Source organism: Gandjariella thermophila (assembly GCF_005405885.1).
Taxonomy (GTDB): Bacteria; Actinomycetota; Actinomycetes; order Mycobacteriales; family Pseudonocardiaceae; genus Gandjariella; species Gandjariella thermophila.
Window position 1 is genome coordinate 1 of the sequence record NZ_BJFL01000004.1, and the last position, 13923, is coordinate 13923.

At 71.5% G+C, this 13923-nt stretch carries 14 protein-coding genes; 9 read left to right on the plus strand and 5 right to left on the minus strand.

The window, feature by feature from the left end:
• Both FFT21_RS05815 and FFT21_RS05820 read left to right on the plus strand, forming a co-directional pair.
• Window positions 1-408: transposase family protein (locus tag FFT21_RS05815; RefSeq protein ID WP_137812730.1), on the plus strand; the 408-nt coding region annotated here is incomplete at its 5' end.
• Window positions 409-671: 263 nt separating this feature from the next.
• On the plus strand, window positions 672-1100 hold the full coding sequence (locus FFT21_RS05820; RefSeq protein WP_192909405.1) for a DUF2690 domain-containing protein: 429 nt from the start codon (window positions 672-674) through the stop codon (window positions 1098-1100).
• Window positions 1101-1167: 67 nt separating this feature from the next.
• Here FFT21_RS05820 and FFT21_RS05825 read toward each other — a convergent pair whose 3' ends face one another.
• Window positions 1168-2658 carry a serine/threonine-protein kinase gene (locus FFT21_RS05825; protein ID WP_443093356.1) on the minus strand — a complete coding sequence of 497 codons (1491 nt, stop codon included), beginning with the start codon at window positions 2656-2658 and terminating at the stop codon, window positions 1168-1170.
• Window positions 2659-3004: 346 nt separating this feature from the next.
• On the opposite strand from FFT21_RS05825, the gene FFT21_RS05830 reads away from it, so the two are divergent.
• The 4 genes from FFT21_RS05830 to FFT21_RS05845 all read left to right on the plus strand — a co-directional run bounded on the left by FFT21_RS05830 (window position 3005) and on the right by FFT21_RS05845 (window position 8198).
• Window positions 3005-4345 carry a GlnX family signal transduction membrane protein gene (locus FFT21_RS05830; RefSeq protein WP_137812733.1) on the plus strand — a complete coding sequence of 447 codons (1341 nt, stop codon included), beginning with the start codon at window positions 3005-3007 and terminating at the stop codon, window positions 4343-4345.
• Window positions 4318-5343, plus strand: coding sequence for a glutamate ABC transporter substrate-binding protein (locus tag FFT21_RS05835; protein ID WP_192909406.1), 1026 nt, complete (start codon window positions 4318-4320; stop codon window positions 5341-5343). The genes FFT21_RS05830 and FFT21_RS05835 overlap by 28 nt, the downstream gene beginning before the upstream one ends.
• Window positions 5344-5345: 2 nt before the next feature.
• Window positions 5346-7568: a serine/threonine-protein kinase gene (locus FFT21_RS05840; protein WP_225978123.1), complete on the plus strand. Its 2223-nt coding sequence runs from the start codon at window positions 5346-5348 to the stop codon at window positions 7566-7568.
• 345 nt (window positions 7569-7913) lie between these two features.
• Complete coding sequence (locus tag FFT21_RS05845; protein ID WP_137812734.1) at window positions 7914-8198, plus strand: ligand-gated ion channel; 285 nt, start codon at window positions 7914-7916, stop codon at window positions 8196-8198.
• Between the two features lie 27 nt (window positions 8199-8225).
• On the opposite strand, the gene FFT21_RS05850 is transcribed toward FFT21_RS05845, so the two are convergent.
• The 3 genes from FFT21_RS05850 to FFT21_RS05860 all read right to left on the minus strand — a co-directional run bounded on the left by FFT21_RS05850 (window position 8226) and on the right by FFT21_RS05860 (window position 9972).
• A complete protein-coding gene (locus FFT21_RS05850; RefSeq protein ID WP_137812735.1) occupies window positions 8226-8663 on the minus strand; it encodes an MmcQ/YjbR family DNA-binding protein in 438 nt (145 codons plus the stop codon).
• A gap of 147 nt (window positions 8664-8810) precedes the next feature.
• Window positions 8811-9104, minus strand: a complete 294-nt coding sequence (locus FFT21_RS05855; protein ID WP_137812736.1) for a DUF397 domain-containing protein — start codon at window positions 9102-9104, stop codon at window positions 8811-8813.
• On the minus strand, window positions 9097-9972 hold the full coding sequence (locus FFT21_RS05860) for a helix-turn-helix domain-containing protein (protein WP_137812737.1): 876 nt from the start codon (window positions 9970-9972) through the stop codon (window positions 9097-9099). The genes FFT21_RS05855 and FFT21_RS05860 overlap by 8 nt, the downstream gene beginning before the upstream one ends.
• A gap of 138 nt (window positions 9973-10110) precedes the next feature.
• Here FFT21_RS05860 and FFT21_RS05865 point away from each other — a divergent pair, with 138 nt between their 5' ends.
• The gene (locus FFT21_RS05865; protein WP_137812738.1) at window positions 10111-10452 is read left to right on the plus strand and encodes a hypothetical protein; all 342 of its coding nucleotides are present in this window, start codon (window positions 10111-10113) and stop codon (window positions 10450-10452) included.
• Here FFT21_RS05865 and FFT21_RS05870 read toward each other — a convergent pair.
• Complete coding sequence (locus FFT21_RS05870) at window positions 10400-11098, minus strand: GntR family transcriptional regulator (RefSeq protein ID WP_137812739.1); 699 nt, start codon at window positions 11096-11098, stop codon at window positions 10400-10402. The genes FFT21_RS05865 and FFT21_RS05870 overlap by 53 nt on opposite strands.
• A gap of 67 nt (window positions 11099-11165) precedes the next feature.
• On the opposite strand from FFT21_RS05870, the gene FFT21_RS05875 reads away from it, so the two are divergent.
• Complete coding sequence (locus FFT21_RS05875; RefSeq protein ID WP_137812740.1) at window positions 11166-12329, plus strand: CaiB/BaiF CoA transferase family protein; 1164 nt, start codon at window positions 11166-11168, stop codon at window positions 12327-12329.
• Entirely contained in the window at window positions 12326-13504 is a 1179-nt protein-coding gene (locus tag FFT21_RS05880) for an acyl-CoA dehydrogenase family protein (protein WP_137812741.1), read from the plus strand. Before FFT21_RS05875 ends, FFT21_RS05880 begins: the two co-directional genes overlap by 4 nt.
• Window positions 13505-13923: the final 419 nt, after the last annotated feature.

The following is a 13923-nucleotide window of genomic DNA, read 5'->3' on the forward strand; positions in this document are numbered from 1 at the left end:
CACAAGATGCACGGGATGAACCTGCAGGTGATCGCCTCGCCGGACGGCACGATCCTGTGGGTGTCCGGTGACCTGCCCGGCAGCACCCACGACACCGCCGCGGCCCGAATCTGGAACATCCTCGCCGCCCTGCACGAGACCGGGCTGATCGCCTTGGGAGACAAGGGCTACCACGGCTACGACCCGACCGGACGCCACCTGATCACGCCCTACAAGGGCCGCAACAAGCCCGAATCGCACAAGGACGCCAACCGCGCCCACGCCCGCCTGCGCGGACCCGGCGAACGCGCCAACGCCCAGCTCAAGACCTGGCACATCCTGCGCAAACTCCGCTGCTGCCCCCGCCGCGCCGGCCGACTGGCCAAAGCCATCCACGTCCTACAGAACTACGAGATCACCGCAGGATGAAAAAGGCTCAATGTAACCGCGACGAGCGGCCGACAAGCCGCCAAATGCAGCAAATCCATCACAGCTTTCAGACTAATGCAATCCTAGCCGTTACTGTCAGTTATCAAACGAGAAGGCGGTTTCATCCATTTGGCGAGCACGAACCAATGGTACTTGGCTATAATAAGACAGTACATCGCCTGCCATCAATAGGCGGCAGAATGAAACGATTTTAAGATCCTAGGGAAGAAATGGGTTTGTTGCGACATCGACTCGCGCGTTGGGTGACCGTGGCTGTCGCGGTGGCGACGCTCGTTGGTATCAACGTCACCATCAATAAGCACTCTTCGAAAAACGGATATACGGCCTTAGCCGGTCAGACAGCAGTGCGGCTGACAGCCTTCGGCTGGTGCGACGGAATGGACCCGAATCGATTCTCCGATCCGGAAACCATCGATAGCGAACCTTTGCCCGATGGGGCCACCATCCAGCTCCGGTACAGCCGCAGCGCGCAGTGCGCGTGGGGCAAAATTATTAATGGAAGGGCTCCGGACAAGGTCGGCATACACCGCCTTTCAGACGGAAAAGAGCTGTGGGCAAGCACGGGTGCTTATCCAACGACGAACTACACCTACGCCCTCGATGACGCTGGCGTTCAATCGAAGGTTATCGGCTGCGATTCCTCAGGATGTACAGCCACACCACCATTCTGACGCGTCCCTAGCCCTGTGTTATCCCGTGCACTGAGCGCCGCCGCTCGCGCTAGCACCGGTGCGGCGCTCAGTGCGCGTCAGAGTCGATCATCAGCTGACCGCCCACACGGGTCACTCGCACTTCGCGATGCGTGGTTTGCGACGAACCGGAAGTGGAGATGTAGGTGACGTCCAGCGGCACCTGCAGGGAGCCGTCGGGATTAGTCGTCACGCCTTGTGCGTGCTGAGCGTATGTCTGCTTGTACTGGCCCCAGTAAGCCTGGAACTGCTGCTGACTGCCGAATGCCGCCTGCGCATGCGGGGTCAACATTTGCCACTTGGCCTGGGTGTCCGCACTACTGTAATAGTTGATGACGAAGATACCCGCCGTGGTGTAGTCGATGGGTCCGCCCGGGCTTGGCGGGGTCAACTCACCCTGGTTCGTAGCAGGCGCGGACGTGGCAGGCGGCTGGGCCGGGGCGCTGGTGTGCTGGCTGGCACTCGGCGAGCCGGGGCCCTTGTGGCCGTTGCCGTTGATCAGGTTGGCGGCGAGGATGCCGAGGCCGGCCATGACGACGATGGCGACGGCCGCGATGATCGCGCGGCGCGGGCCGCGGCCATCGGAGGCGCCGCCGAGCCGCGGCTCCCTGGGCGGCCGCCGCGGGGGCGCCTGCTGGGCGGCGGGGGCGGCCACCAGGGTGCCCGGGCGGTCCTCCACGGGTTGCGTGTTCAGCCGCGTCGGGTCCGGCCGCCGCTGGGCCGGAGCCGGGACGACCGGGGTACGCGGGGCGCCGGCCGGCGGCGTGCGCATCGGCGGCAGCGGCGCGCCGGCCGCGATCGCGCGGAGCGCCTCGCTGGCCTCCTTCATGTCCGGGCGCTCTCCCGGCTCCATCCGCATCAGCCGCATGAGCAGGGCGGTCATCGGGCCGGCCTGGCGGGGCGGCTCGAACTCGCCGGCGGCGACCCGGTAGAGCAGCGCCAGCGCGTTCTGCGAGTCACCGAACGGCATCCGTCCCTCGACCACGTGGTAGAGCGTCGCGCCGAGGGAGAACACGTCCGAGGCGGGCGAGGGGTCCTGGCCGCGAGCGACCTCGGGGGCCAGGTAGGCGGGCGTACCGGCGAGCATGCCGCTCTTGGTGACCGTGGAGTCGCCGACGGCCCGGGAGATGCCGAAGTCGGTGATCTTGGCGATACCGCTGTCGTTGACCAAGATGTTCGCCGGTTTGATGTCCCGGTGCACGATTCCGGCGGCGTGCGCGGCGGCCAGCGCGGAGGCCACCTGGCGGCCGATCGCGGCCGCCTCCTGCACGGGCAGCGCGCCGCGCTCGTGCAGCAGCCTGGACAGGCTGCGGGACTCGAGGTACTCCATCACCAGGCACGGGTCACCGTCGTGCTCGGCGACGTCGAAGACGGCGATCGCGTTGGGGTGCTGCAGCCGGGCGGCGATGCGGGCCTCGCGCATCGCGCGCCGCCGGGCGTCCTCGGTCTCGTCGGCGCCCAGGCCGGGCTGCAGCAGGAGCTGCTTGATGGCGACCATGCGTTCGAGGCGTTCGTCCTGCGCCTGCCAGACGACGCCCATCGACCCGCTGCCGATGCGCTCGACTAACCGGTAGTGCCCGGCAATGACGTGACCCTTGTCGATGACCGGTCACTCCCTCTACGCACCCGGCTCCGCCACGGAGCCGACCTGACACGAACCCGCGTACAGGCTATCCGGTGCCGCTGGTCGCGCTGCGCGCACCGCAGGGGTGCGTCCCGGCCGTGCCGCCCTCCTGCGGCGCCACGCAGCGCTGGTACGACGCCGGTGACGCTGTTACGCTCCCCGCGTCACGCCCGGCCTGGGGGGTGGTGCGTACGACGGTGCCGAGCACACGCGGCACTGGCCCGACCGGCTGGTGCCCGGTTGGTGGACGGATCCGGCGGCCATGACGATCGCCGCCCCGCGCACCGTACCCACGGTTCCCACCGCTGGGCGGGACCGCTGGCGTGCGCGGGTCGGGCTGCTGCGCAGCACGCCCGGCCTGCTGGGCCTGGCCGCCGCGGCGCTGGCCGGGTTGATCCTGGCCTTCGGCGTGTCGGCGGCCATGGCGGGACAGGATCAGCGCGCCTCGCTGGACGGGCTGGCCTCCAGCAGCCAGTCACTCGGCGCGGCCGCCCAGCAGATCTACCGTTCGCTTTCCGACGCCGACGCGGCCGCGGCCAGCGCGTTCCTCGCCGGCGGTCTGGAGCCCGCCCCGGTGCGCGACCGCTACCGGGCCGACATCGCCGCCGCCGAGGTGGCGCTCGCCACCGCCAACCAGCGGTCGGCCGGCGAGGCGGCGCTGACCAGCCCGCTGCGCACGCTGTACACCGAACTTCCGGTCTACACCGGGCTGGTGGAGCGGGCCCGCGTGGACAACCGGCAGGGCCTGCCGGTGGGCGCGGCGTACCTGCGGGAGGCGTCCGGGCTGCTGCGCACCCGGCTGCTGCCGGCCGCCCAGGACGTCTACTCCGCCGAGTCGGCGCGGGTCGCCGTGATGGAGCGGCGGGCGGCCGCGTTCCCCATGCCGGCCGCGCTGGTCGGCCTGCTGACGCTGGTCGCCCTGGTCGTCGCCCAGGTGTACCTGGCGCGGCGCACCAACCGGGTGCTCAGCCTCGGCCTGCTGGCCGCGTCCTGCGCGGTGGTCGCCTCGCTGGCCTGGACGGCGTTCGCCGCGACCACGGTGTCCGGGCACGTGGCGGCCAGCCGGGGCGGTGGCTCCGCGCTGGTCGACACGCTCGCGCGGGCCAGGATCGCGGCGCTGGAGGCGCGCGGCGACGAGACCCTGGCCCTGGTCGCGCACGGCGAGGCGCAGAGCTACGAGCAGCACTTCGCCGGGATCGTCGGCACGCTGGTCGGCGCCGAAGGGGCGGGTGGGGTGCTGGACCAGGTGCGTACCCAGGTTGACGACCCACGGGTCCGCGCCCCGGCGGGCGAGGCGTTCGGAGACAGCAAGGTGTGGGTGTCCGCGCATGAGCGGGTGCGCGCGCTGTACGCCGCGGGCCGGTACAACGACGCCGTGCAGGCGGCGATCGGCCCGGACGAGACCAGCAGCGGCACCGCGTTCGGGCGGGTGGACGGCGACCTGGACCGCGCGATCCGGGCCGCCGCCGCCGGCTTCGACCGGGAGGTGACCACGGCGAAGCGGGTGCTGGACCCGGTGCCGGCCGGGTTGGCGCTGCTCACCGTGCTCGCCGTGGGCGGAACGGCGTTCGCCGGATGGCAGCGGATGCGGGAGTACTGGTGAACCGGCGGGCACGGCTTGCGCTGGCCGCGGCGGCGCTGGCCGCGATGGCGGTGTCCGGGTGTGCCGGGCAGCCACCGGCGGACGGTGGTGGCGGCGGCGCCGACGTGCCGGTGTCCGCGGCTGAACCGGCGCCGCTGGGCGTGACCACCGTGCCCGCGGAACCGCCCGAGCCCCCCACCCAGGCGGCGGCCTGCGATCCCACCGCGAGCCTGCGGCCGACCGGTCCACTCCCGCCATCGGGTCAGATGCCGCCCGGGTCCACCATGGAGCGCATCCTGCAGCGCGGCCGGCTGATCGTCGGGGTGGACCAGAGCAGCTACCTCTTCGGCTTCCGCGACCCCTTCACCGGCGCCATCCAGGGCTTCGACATCGACGTGATACGGCAGGTCGCCCAGGCCATCTTCGGGGACCCGAACCGGGTGCAGTACGTGGTGGTCAGCTCCGCCGACCGGGTGCCGGTGCTGCAACGCGGCGACGTGGACCTGGTGGCCAGCACGTTGACCATCACCTGCGACCGGGCGCGCGCGGTCGACTTCTCCACCGTCTACTACGACGCCGGCCAGCGGATCCTGGTGCGCCGCGACTCCGGGTTCCGCGGCCTCGACGACCTGCACGGCCGGCCGGTGTGCGCGGCCAAGGGCTCGACGTCGATCCACCACGTGGCCCAGGCTGCGTCCCATCCGGTCGTGGTGGGGGTGGACGACTGGGGAGACTGCCTGGTCATGCTCCAGCAGGGCCAGGTGGACGCCATCTCCACCGACGACGCCGTGCTGGCCGGCATGGTGGCGCAGGATCCGTATACCGTGGTGGTTGGCCCGCGGTTCACCGACGAGCCGTACGGGGTCGGCGTTCCGAAGGGCGCCGAAGACATGGTCCGCTTCGTCAACGCCGTGCTGGACCGGATGCGCGCCGACGGCGGGTGGCAGGCCAGTTACCAGCACTGGCTCGGCGCCGCCCTGGGCCCCGCGCAACCGCCACCGGCGAGGTACCGGGACTAGCCGTGAAGTCCCCCAGACGTCCGCCCGCGACGCCGCCGCAGACCCAGGCGGCAGCGGCCCGCGTGCCCGCCGAGGACACGGCGGCGGCCGAACACACCGCGGCCGCGCCCGAGCCGACCGCCTCGGCCGAGGATTCCTGGCGAGCCGCGCCGCCGGATTCCGGCCGGCCGCGTTACTCCTCGGGCCGCACGTCCCGGCGCACCCGGATGGGTGCCGGCCTGGTCGAGGTGCCCCGGGTGCCCTACCGCGACCCGGCCACCGCGGTGCTGGCCGATCCGCGGGTGCCGGAATCGAAGCGGGTCTGCGGCCGGTGCCACGAGCCGGTCGGGCGCAGCGCGAGCGGCCGGGAGGGCGAACCCGAGGGTGTCTGCCCGCGCTGCGGGTCGGCGTTCTCGTTCCGGCCCCGGCTGGCCCCCGGCGAACTGGTGGCCGGGCAGTACGAGGTGCTGGGCTGCCTCGCGCACGGCGGCTACGGGTGGATCTACCTGGCCAGGGACCACAACGTCAGCGACCGGTGGGTGGTGCTCAAGGGGTTGCTGGACGCCAACGACCCGGACGCGATGACCGCGGCGCTGGCCGAGCGGCGGTTCCTCGCCGAGGTCGAGCACCCGAACATCGTGCGCATCTACAACTTTGTGCAGCACGCCGACCAGGCCAGCGGCACCACCACCGGCTACATCGTGATGGAGTACGTCGGCGGCGAGTCCATCCGCGACCTGCGCTGCCCGCCCGACGGGCGGGGCGCGCCGCTGCCCCTGGAACAGGCCATCGCCTACGTGCTGGAGGTGCTGCCCGCCCTGGGCTACCTGCACGACCTGGGCCTGCTGTACTGCGACTTCAAGCCGGACAACGTGATCCAGACCGACGAGGCGGTGAAGCTGATCGACATGGGCGCGGTGCGGCGGATGGACGACCACCACAGCCCGGTGTACGGCACGATCGGCTACCAGGCGCCCGAGGTGCCCCGCAAGGGTCCGTCGGTCAGCTCGGACCTCTACACCGTCGGGCGCACCCTCGCCGTGCTGACCTTCGACTTCGACGGCTACACCGGCCGGTTCGCCGACCGGCTGCCGGCCCGGTCCGACGTGCCGGTGCTCACCCGCTTCGAGTCGTTCGACCGGCTGCTGCGCCGCGCCACGCATGCCGACCCGGCGCGGCGGTTCCACTCCGCGGAGGAGATGGCCGACCAGCTCACCGGGGTGCTGCGCGAGGTGCTGGCGATCGAGGACGGCCAGCCCCGGCCGGCTCCGTCCACCGCGTTCAGCCCGGAGCGGCGGGTTTTCGGCGTGGACGCCGAGGCAGCCGCGGACGCCGGTCCCGACCCGGCCGTGGTGGCCGCCGCCCTGCCGGTGCCGCAGGTCGACCCTGCCGACCCGGCGGCCGGCTGGCTGGCCACCGCGGCCACCGCGGACTCCGCCGAGCTGGTCGAGGCGCTGCGCACCGCTCCCCTGGTCACCGTCGAGGTGCGGCTGCGCCTGGTGCGGGCGCTGATCGAACGCGGCGAGGCGCCCACGGCGCTGGTCGAACTGGACGACATGGCGGTCACCGAGCCGGCGGACTGGCGGCTCGCGTGGTACCGCGGAGTGGCCGAGCTTGCCGCCGGCCGGCCCGCCGCGGCGAGGGACTGCTTCGAGAGGGTGTACGACCTGCGGCCGGGCGAGCCCGCGGTGAAACTCGCACTTGCCGCCTCCGCCGAGTGCGCGGGTGACAACACCACCGCGTGCACCTACTTCGACCGGGTCTGGCGGACCGACCACAACTACGTCAGCGCGGCGTTCGGGCTGGCCAGGTCGCTGCGCCGGGTCGAGGACCGGGCGGGCGCCGTGGAGGTGCTGCGCGGCGTGCCGGACACCTCACGGCACCACGTGGCCGCCCAGGTCGCGGCCATCCGGGCGAGGACGGTGGGCCGCGACCCGGCCGAGCTGTCCGCGGACGAACTGGCGGAGACCTGCGGGTGGCTGCAGCAACTCGACCTCGACCACGGGCAGCAGGCGCGGCTGGCCGTGGAGGTGCTCACCGCGGCGCTGAACTGGGTGCACGCCGGCCGCCCCGGCGACGTCGACGGGGAATCCGAAGCGCTGCTCGGCTGCCGGCTCACCGAGCGCGACCTGCGCCTCGGGCTGGAACGCGGCTACCGCGCCCTGGCCCGGCACGCGGAAACCCCCGAGGAGCGAATCGCCCTGGTCGACCGGGCCAACGCGGTCCGCCCGCGTACCTGGTTCTGAACCGCACCGGCCACCGTGTGCCGCCGGGCGGCAACGCCGCGTCCGGCGGGGGAATCGGGCCGGCTGCTGCCGCGCCGGGCCGAACGGCCCAGCCCGGCGAGGCCGTTCGTCGGCACTCCGTGCATGCCTTCGGCCCTGAATCGGCCGCTGCGGGCCGAGGTCTCCTACAGGCGCAGGTCTGCTACGTGCACGCGGCGGGGCAGCCCGTGGCTGACTTCACGGCGCGTGGCTGTCCGCGGGGGGAGGGCGTGGACGATGCCGTTGACAAGTCGGCGAAACGCTCGGCGTATCTGGCCGCGGCTGCTCTGCGCGGCGGGACTGGCCGCGGGCCTCGCGCTGACGCCCGTGACGGCGTCTCCGGCGGCGACCACCAGCCTGCGGCTGCAGCCGGAGTTCGGGCCGCCGACCACGCAGGTGGATCTCTTCGGCCGTGGCTTCTGGGCCCACGAGGACATCGAGGTGACCGTCGGCATGTCCATCCGGGCGAGGGCGTGGACCGACGACCGCGGCGAGTTCTTCACCACGCTCAATGTGCCGGGTGACACCAGCGCCGGCAGGGCCAGGGTCACCGCCACCGGCCAGAGCAGCAGGCTTACCGCCACCGCGACGTTCACCGTCCGAAACCCGTGAGGTCGCCGGGCGGTCCGCGGCGGGCGGTCAACCGTCGCCCGGCGCCTGCCTTTGCTGGGCCGCGAGCCAGGCCGCTCGCCGTGCGCGGGAAGCTCGGGAGAGCCAGGCGTCCTCGATGACTTCAACCAGTTCCTGACAGCTGAGGTCGCCGATCCGGCTGGCCCGCACCAGCACCGAGGGGTGACCGTTGAAGTGCGGGGTGGTGAAGAACGGCGATTCGGGATCCTGAACCAGTGCCTGTTTGTCCGCTTCGGACGGTACCCAGATCACGATGACGTCCCGGTAGCGCTCCCCCGTCTCGGGATCGACCGCGTCCGGGCGCGGGTTCCGAAAGAACACGAACGACCTGCCGCCGACCTGGTAGATCGGGTTGCCACCGGTCCCGCGTTCGACCGTGACGTGGGGCATCCGCAACGCGAGTTCGTGCACGTCCTCGACCCGCGCCCGGCGCGGCGGAGCGGCCATGGCCAGGCAGCCTACGTGCCCTGGCCGCCGGCCGGTAGCGCCCGGCTCAGCCCAGCCGCTCGGTCAGGTGGACGGTGACGCGGTCGCCCGGCTTCTTGCCGATCGCGGCGAGCACGGCCGGAAAGGTTCTCGGGACGTCCCGCGTCGTCACGGTCGGCGACCGGTGACGGTGTGCAGGAAGGCGTGCCAGGACGGGGTGGCGAAGCAAAGGGTGGGGCCGTCCGGGTTCTTGGAGTCCCGCACCAGCACCCCGGCCGCCGCCGGCGCGACCTCCACGCAGGCGCCGTTGCCGACGCTGTAGCTGCTCGTCCGCCAGCCGACTTCCACGCAGTCGCCGTTGCCCATGCTGTAGCTGCTCGTGCGCCAGGCAACCTCCACACAGTTGCCGTTGCCGTAGCTGCGGCTGCTCTTGCGCCAGACGATGCGGTCCGGCTCAGGCATGGCCATCGTTGTCCCCTCGATCCGCATAGAGCTCGGTTGCCAGGGTGGCAATCAGCTCCCGCGATTGTTCCGCGTTCAGCGCGGAATCTGCCAGGGCCGCCAGGATGTTGCGGTAGGCGGCGATCTCCTGCGGCTGCTCCAGGAACAGGCACGACGTCTCGCTCTCCACGTAGACCACCGGCTTGTACTGGGCGAACTCCATCAACCGGAAGGCTCCGGTCATGGCAGGGTGCGCGCCGAGCGCCGCGGGCAGCACGCGCAGGGTGAGCGAGGGCCGGACGGACATCCGGAGCAGGTGGTGCAACTGGTCGGACATCACCGCCGGGCCGCCGACCGGCAGCCGCAGCGCGAACTCGTGCACGAAGAACGCGAACCGTGCTGGCCGCTCCCGGCTGAACAGGCTCTGCCGGGCCAGCCGGGCGGCCACCCGGTCCTCGACCTCGTCCGCCGGCACGTTGACGACGCGACTGAGCACCGCGCGGGCGTAGTCGCCGGTCTGCAGCAGACCGGGTATGCCGGCCAACTCGAAGTCGCTGATCGCGGTGGCCTTGTTCTCGTGGTCGATCAGGGTGCGGAGCTGCTTGGGCAGGCTAGAACCGTGCTGTTGCAACCATCCTGGGGTGTTCTGCTCGTGGCAGAGGGCGAGCAGGCGGTCGCGTTCCCGGCCGGTGACGCGGCAGACGGCGAGGAAGGACGCCGCGTCGACCTCGCTGCCGCCGCGCTTGCCGGATAACAGCCGGGAGACGCGGCTGGTGGACCAGCCGAGCTGCTGGGCGGCCTGGGTACCGTTGAGCCCGGCCTTCCGCATGGCCCGGCGCAACCCCTCCCCCAGTTCCCGGCTGCGAATCGTCGGTTCGCGGTCGCGCATGCGGCGCACATTAGGACAATGGCGAGGGCGTCCACATCGGCTTCGAAGAAGTGTCCCCGAACGGGTGCATTGTCTGTCCCGGGGACAAGCCGATTTCCTCATGCTCGGCCACATCCGGCGAATAGGGAAAGGACGTCGATGGACAGCATCCCACCGATCACGGAGGACGCGTTCGCCTTGCTGCGCAACGACATCTACGAGCACATCGACGAGGCGGAAGCGCTGTCCGCCCGCTTCGGGGCGTGGACGAACGAGGACATCAGGACGGCGCGAATCCTCATTCCGGACCTGGTGACCGTGATCCGCGGCCTGCTTGTCGAGCATCCGGTGCGCGCGTCGGGAAACTGCCCGACGTGCACCGCTCCGTGCCCCTGTCCCGTGGTGGTGAGCATTCACAAACTCGTCAAGGATCCGGAACGGCATTTCGTCACTCTGGTCGAGAAGGCGCACGACGAGCTGTACCGTCCGGCGGCGCGATGATCTCCCGCAACGCCGCGACGGCGTGGTCGCGGTGGACGGCGAGCAGGCGCACCAGGTCGTCGGCGTCGCGGCGGCGCACGGCGGCCAGGATCGCCCGGTGCTCGCGCTCGACGCGGGCGCGGTTGGCCGTCGTGTTGTAGTAGACGGACCGGTAGGCGTCGGTGGAGTCCCACAGGTTGCGGATGATGCGCAGCAGCCGGGGCATCCCGCAGCCGCCCAGGATGGCGAAGTGGAACCGCCGGTTCGCCTCGGTCATGGCGAGCAGGTCGCCACGTGTGGCGGCCTGCTCGACGTCCCGCTGGGCCTCGGCCACGCGTTCCAGGTCGGCGTCGGTGAGCCGGCCGACCGCCGCCCTGGCGGCCTCGGACTCCAGCAGGTCGCGGATGCGGTAGACCTCGACCAGGTCCTCCAGGGAGAGTTCGGCGACGATGTAGCCGCGGCGGGGCAGGTACACCACCTGCCCCTCCCCCTCCAGGATCTTCAACGCCTCGCGCAGTGGCACCCGGCTGACGCCGAGTCGCTCGGCGACCGTGTCCTGCCGGATCGGCGCGCCGGGCGCGAGTTCGCCGGTGGTGATGGCGGCGCGCAGGCTCTCCAGCACGTACTGCTGGACGGTCGGCGGCCGGGCGCTTCGCAAGCCGGTCATGGCGCGGCCTCTCCACGGTCGGGCATGGTTATATTGGATCCAATATTAGCCGCACGGAGGGTGTCCGATGAGTGCCGAGCTGCCGCTGTCCGGGCTGCTGGTGGCGGACTTCAGCCGGGTGCTGGCCGGGCCGTTCGCCACCATGGCCCTGGCCGACCTCGGCGCCACGGTGGTCAAGGTGGAGCGGCCGGGCACCGGCGACGACACCCGCGCCTGGGGTCCGCCGTGGACGCCGCACTCCTCCGCGTACTTCGCCTGCCTCAACCGGGGCAAGCGGAGCGTCGCGCTGGACCTCGCCGACCCGGGCGACCGGGAGGTGGCCGTGAAGCTGGTGCGGCGTGCCGACGTGCTGGTGGAGAACTTCCGGCCCGGCGCGCTGGCCCGCTACGGCCTGGACTACGCCACCGCCCGGGAACTGAACCCGCGCCTGGTGTACACGTCGATCTCCGGCTTCGGCAGCGGCACGGGTGCCCACCTCCCCGGGTACGACTTCGTGGTGCAGGCTGCCGGCGGGCTGATGAGCATCACCGGCAGCCCGGAGGGGGAACCAACCAAGGTCGGCGTGGCCCTGGTGGACGTGCTCACCGGCAAGGACGCGCTGACCGGCATCCTCGCCGCGCTGCGCCACCGGGACCGCACCGGGCGGGGCCAGCACGTCGAGGTGAACCTGATGTCCAGCCTGCTCGGCGCGCTGGTCAACCAGGTGGCCGGCTACCTGGCCACCGGCGAGAGCCCGGCACGCGACGGCAACCGGCACCCGAGCATCGCCCCGTACGAGGCGCTGCGCTGCGCGGACGGCCACCTCGTCCTGGCCGTGGGCAACGACCAGCAGTTCCGGGTACTCGCCGCCGCGCTCGGCCGGCCGGAGTGGGCCGACGACCCGCGATTCGCCACCAACCCCGCCCGGGTGGCGCACCACGACGAGCTGGTCGGGCTGCTCGAACCTGTCCTCGCCGAACGCGGCGCGGCCGACTGGGAGCGCGACCTGCGGGACGCCGGGGTCGCCTGCGCCCAGGTGAACGACGTCGGCGCCGCCGTGGACTACGCCGCCGCCCTCGGCCTCGACCCGCTGCTTGATCTGGGCGACGGCCACCCGCCGCAGATCCGGCTGCCCATCACGTTCTCCGAGTCGGCGGTGGCCACGCCGACACCGCCGCCCGCGCTCGGCCAGCACGACGCCGAGGTGCGCGCCTGGCTGGCGACCCCCGCAACGTCCGAGGAGAAGGTATGACCCCGCGCTTCGATCCGCACGACCCGCTCGACCTCGACTCCCAACTGTCGGCGGAGGAGATCGCCATCCGGGACACGGTGCGCGCGTTCTGCGCCGACCGGATCACCCCGCACATCGGGGAGTGGTTCGAGCGGGGCGAGCTGCCCACCGCCCGGGAACTGGCCAAGGAGATGGGCCGGCTCGGGCTGCTCGGCATGCACCTGGAGGGCTACGGCTGCGCCGGGGCCAGCGCGGTGCACTACGGGCTGGCCTGCCTGGAACTGGAGGCCTGCGACTCCGGCATCCGCTCACTGGTCTCTGTGCAAGGCTCGCTGGCGATGTTCGCGATCTGGCGGTTCGGCTCGGAGGAACAGAAGCGCCGGTGGCTGCCCGGGATGGCCGCCGGGGACACCATCGGCTGCTTCGGGCTCACCGAGCCGGACCACGGCTCCGATCCCGGCTCGATGCGTACCTCGGCCCGCCGGGACGGCGACGACTGGGTGCTCAACGGCCGCAAGATGTGGATCACCAACGGCTCGATCGCGGACGTCGCCGTGGTGTGGGCACGCACCGACGACGGCATCCGCGGGTTTCTGGTGCCCGCCGGCACCCCTGGCTTCGCGGCGCCGCTGATGCACCGCAAGCTGTCCCTGCGGGCGTCGGTGACCAGCGAGTTGGTGCTCGACGACGTGCGCCTGCCCGCCGACGCGATGCTGCCCGAGGCGACCGGGCTGGGCGCGCCGCTGCGCTGCCTCAACGAGGCGCGGTACGGCATCGTGTGGGGTTCGGTGGGCGCCGGCCGGACGGCGCTGGAGACCGCGCTGGAGTACGCCGGGTCGCGCCGGCAGTTCGACCGCCCACTGGCCGCGTTCCAGCTCACCCAGGCCAAGCTCGCGGACATGACCCTGCGGGTGCACAACGCATCCCTGCTCGCCCTGCACCTCGGGCGGCTCAAGGACGCCGGGCGGCTGCGCCCGGAGCAGGTCAGCTACGGCAAGCTGAACAACGTCCGGGAGGCCCTGGACGTGTGTCGCACCGCCCGCACCATCCTCGGCGCCAACGGCATCTCGCTGGAGTACCCGGTTATTCGACACATGACGAACCTTGAGTCGGTACTCACCTACGAGGGCACCGTCGAAATGCACACGCTGGTGCTTGGCCAGGCGCTCACCGGCATACCGGCGTTCCGTGGCTGATTTCTCCCGCGGCCGGCACGTCCGGGCGGGAGGGGCGAGGAATGCGTTTCGCACGTTTCGCACCTGGCGCCTCGACCAGCAAAAGGCAAAGAGTGCGTATGCGTGCTTAGCTTACGGCTATAACGCATGATCGTCCACGTCAACCCCCGTCCCACATAGTGAGAGGGCGCGGAATCCGGTCCGGTCCGGCCGCACCGCGCTGATCAGCGATTTTCCTTGCCACGATGGCATCTTCGGGATGTCCGCCACACCCCGGCCGACACGCGCCACGGCGTGGATCACCGCCTTATCGGCCGCATTTGATTGTGCTAGGCTGCCCGGCGCGTGACGGACGGAACGGCTGCGTATCACGGAGTCGAAGTCAATACGGACGCCGCCGGTGTCGTAGGTGAGCCGCCCGGCAGGTCGGCGGACGGGTC

Excerpts from the sequence above, each read along its gene's own strand:
- FFT21_RS05880 (WP_137812741.1), top strand. The coding sequence starts at position 12,326 with ATGACCCCGCGCTTCGATCCGCACGACCCGCTCGACCTCGACTCCCAA.
- FFT21_RS05850 (WP_137812735.1), bottom strand. The coding sequence starts at position 8,663 with ATGGCCGCTCCGCCGCGCCGGGCGCGGGTCGAGGACGTGCACGAACTC.
- FFT21_RS05825 (WP_443093356.1), bottom strand. The coding sequence starts at position 2,658 with ATGGGCGTCGTCTGGCAGGCGCAGGACGAACGCCTCGAACGCATGGTC.
- FFT21_RS05860 (WP_137812737.1), bottom strand. The coding sequence starts at position 9,972 with ATGCGCGACCGCGAACCGACGATTCGCAGCCGGGAACTGGGGGAGGGG.
- FFT21_RS05870 (WP_137812739.1), bottom strand. The coding sequence starts at position 11,098 with ATGACCGGCTTGCGAAGCGCCCGGCCGCCGACCGTCCAGCAGTACGTG.
- FFT21_RS05835 (WP_192909406.1), top strand. The coding sequence starts at position 4,318 with ATGGCAGCGGATGCGGGAGTACTGGTGAACCGGCGGGCACGGCTTGCG.
- FFT21_RS05830 (WP_137812733.1), top strand. The coding sequence starts at position 3,005 with ATGACGATCGCCGCCCCGCGCACCGTACCCACGGTTCCCACCGCTGGG.
- FFT21_RS05865 (WP_137812738.1), top strand. The coding sequence starts at position 10,111 with ATGGACAGCATCCCACCGATCACGGAGGACGCGTTCGCCTTGCTGCGC.
- FFT21_RS05855 (WP_137812736.1), bottom strand. The coding sequence starts at position 9,104 with ATGCCTGAGCCGGACCGCATCGTCTGGCGCAAGAGCAGCCGCAGCTAC.
- FFT21_RS05875 (WP_137812740.1), top strand. The coding sequence starts at position 11,166 with ATGAGTGCCGAGCTGCCGCTGTCCGGGCTGCTGGTGGCGGACTTCAGC.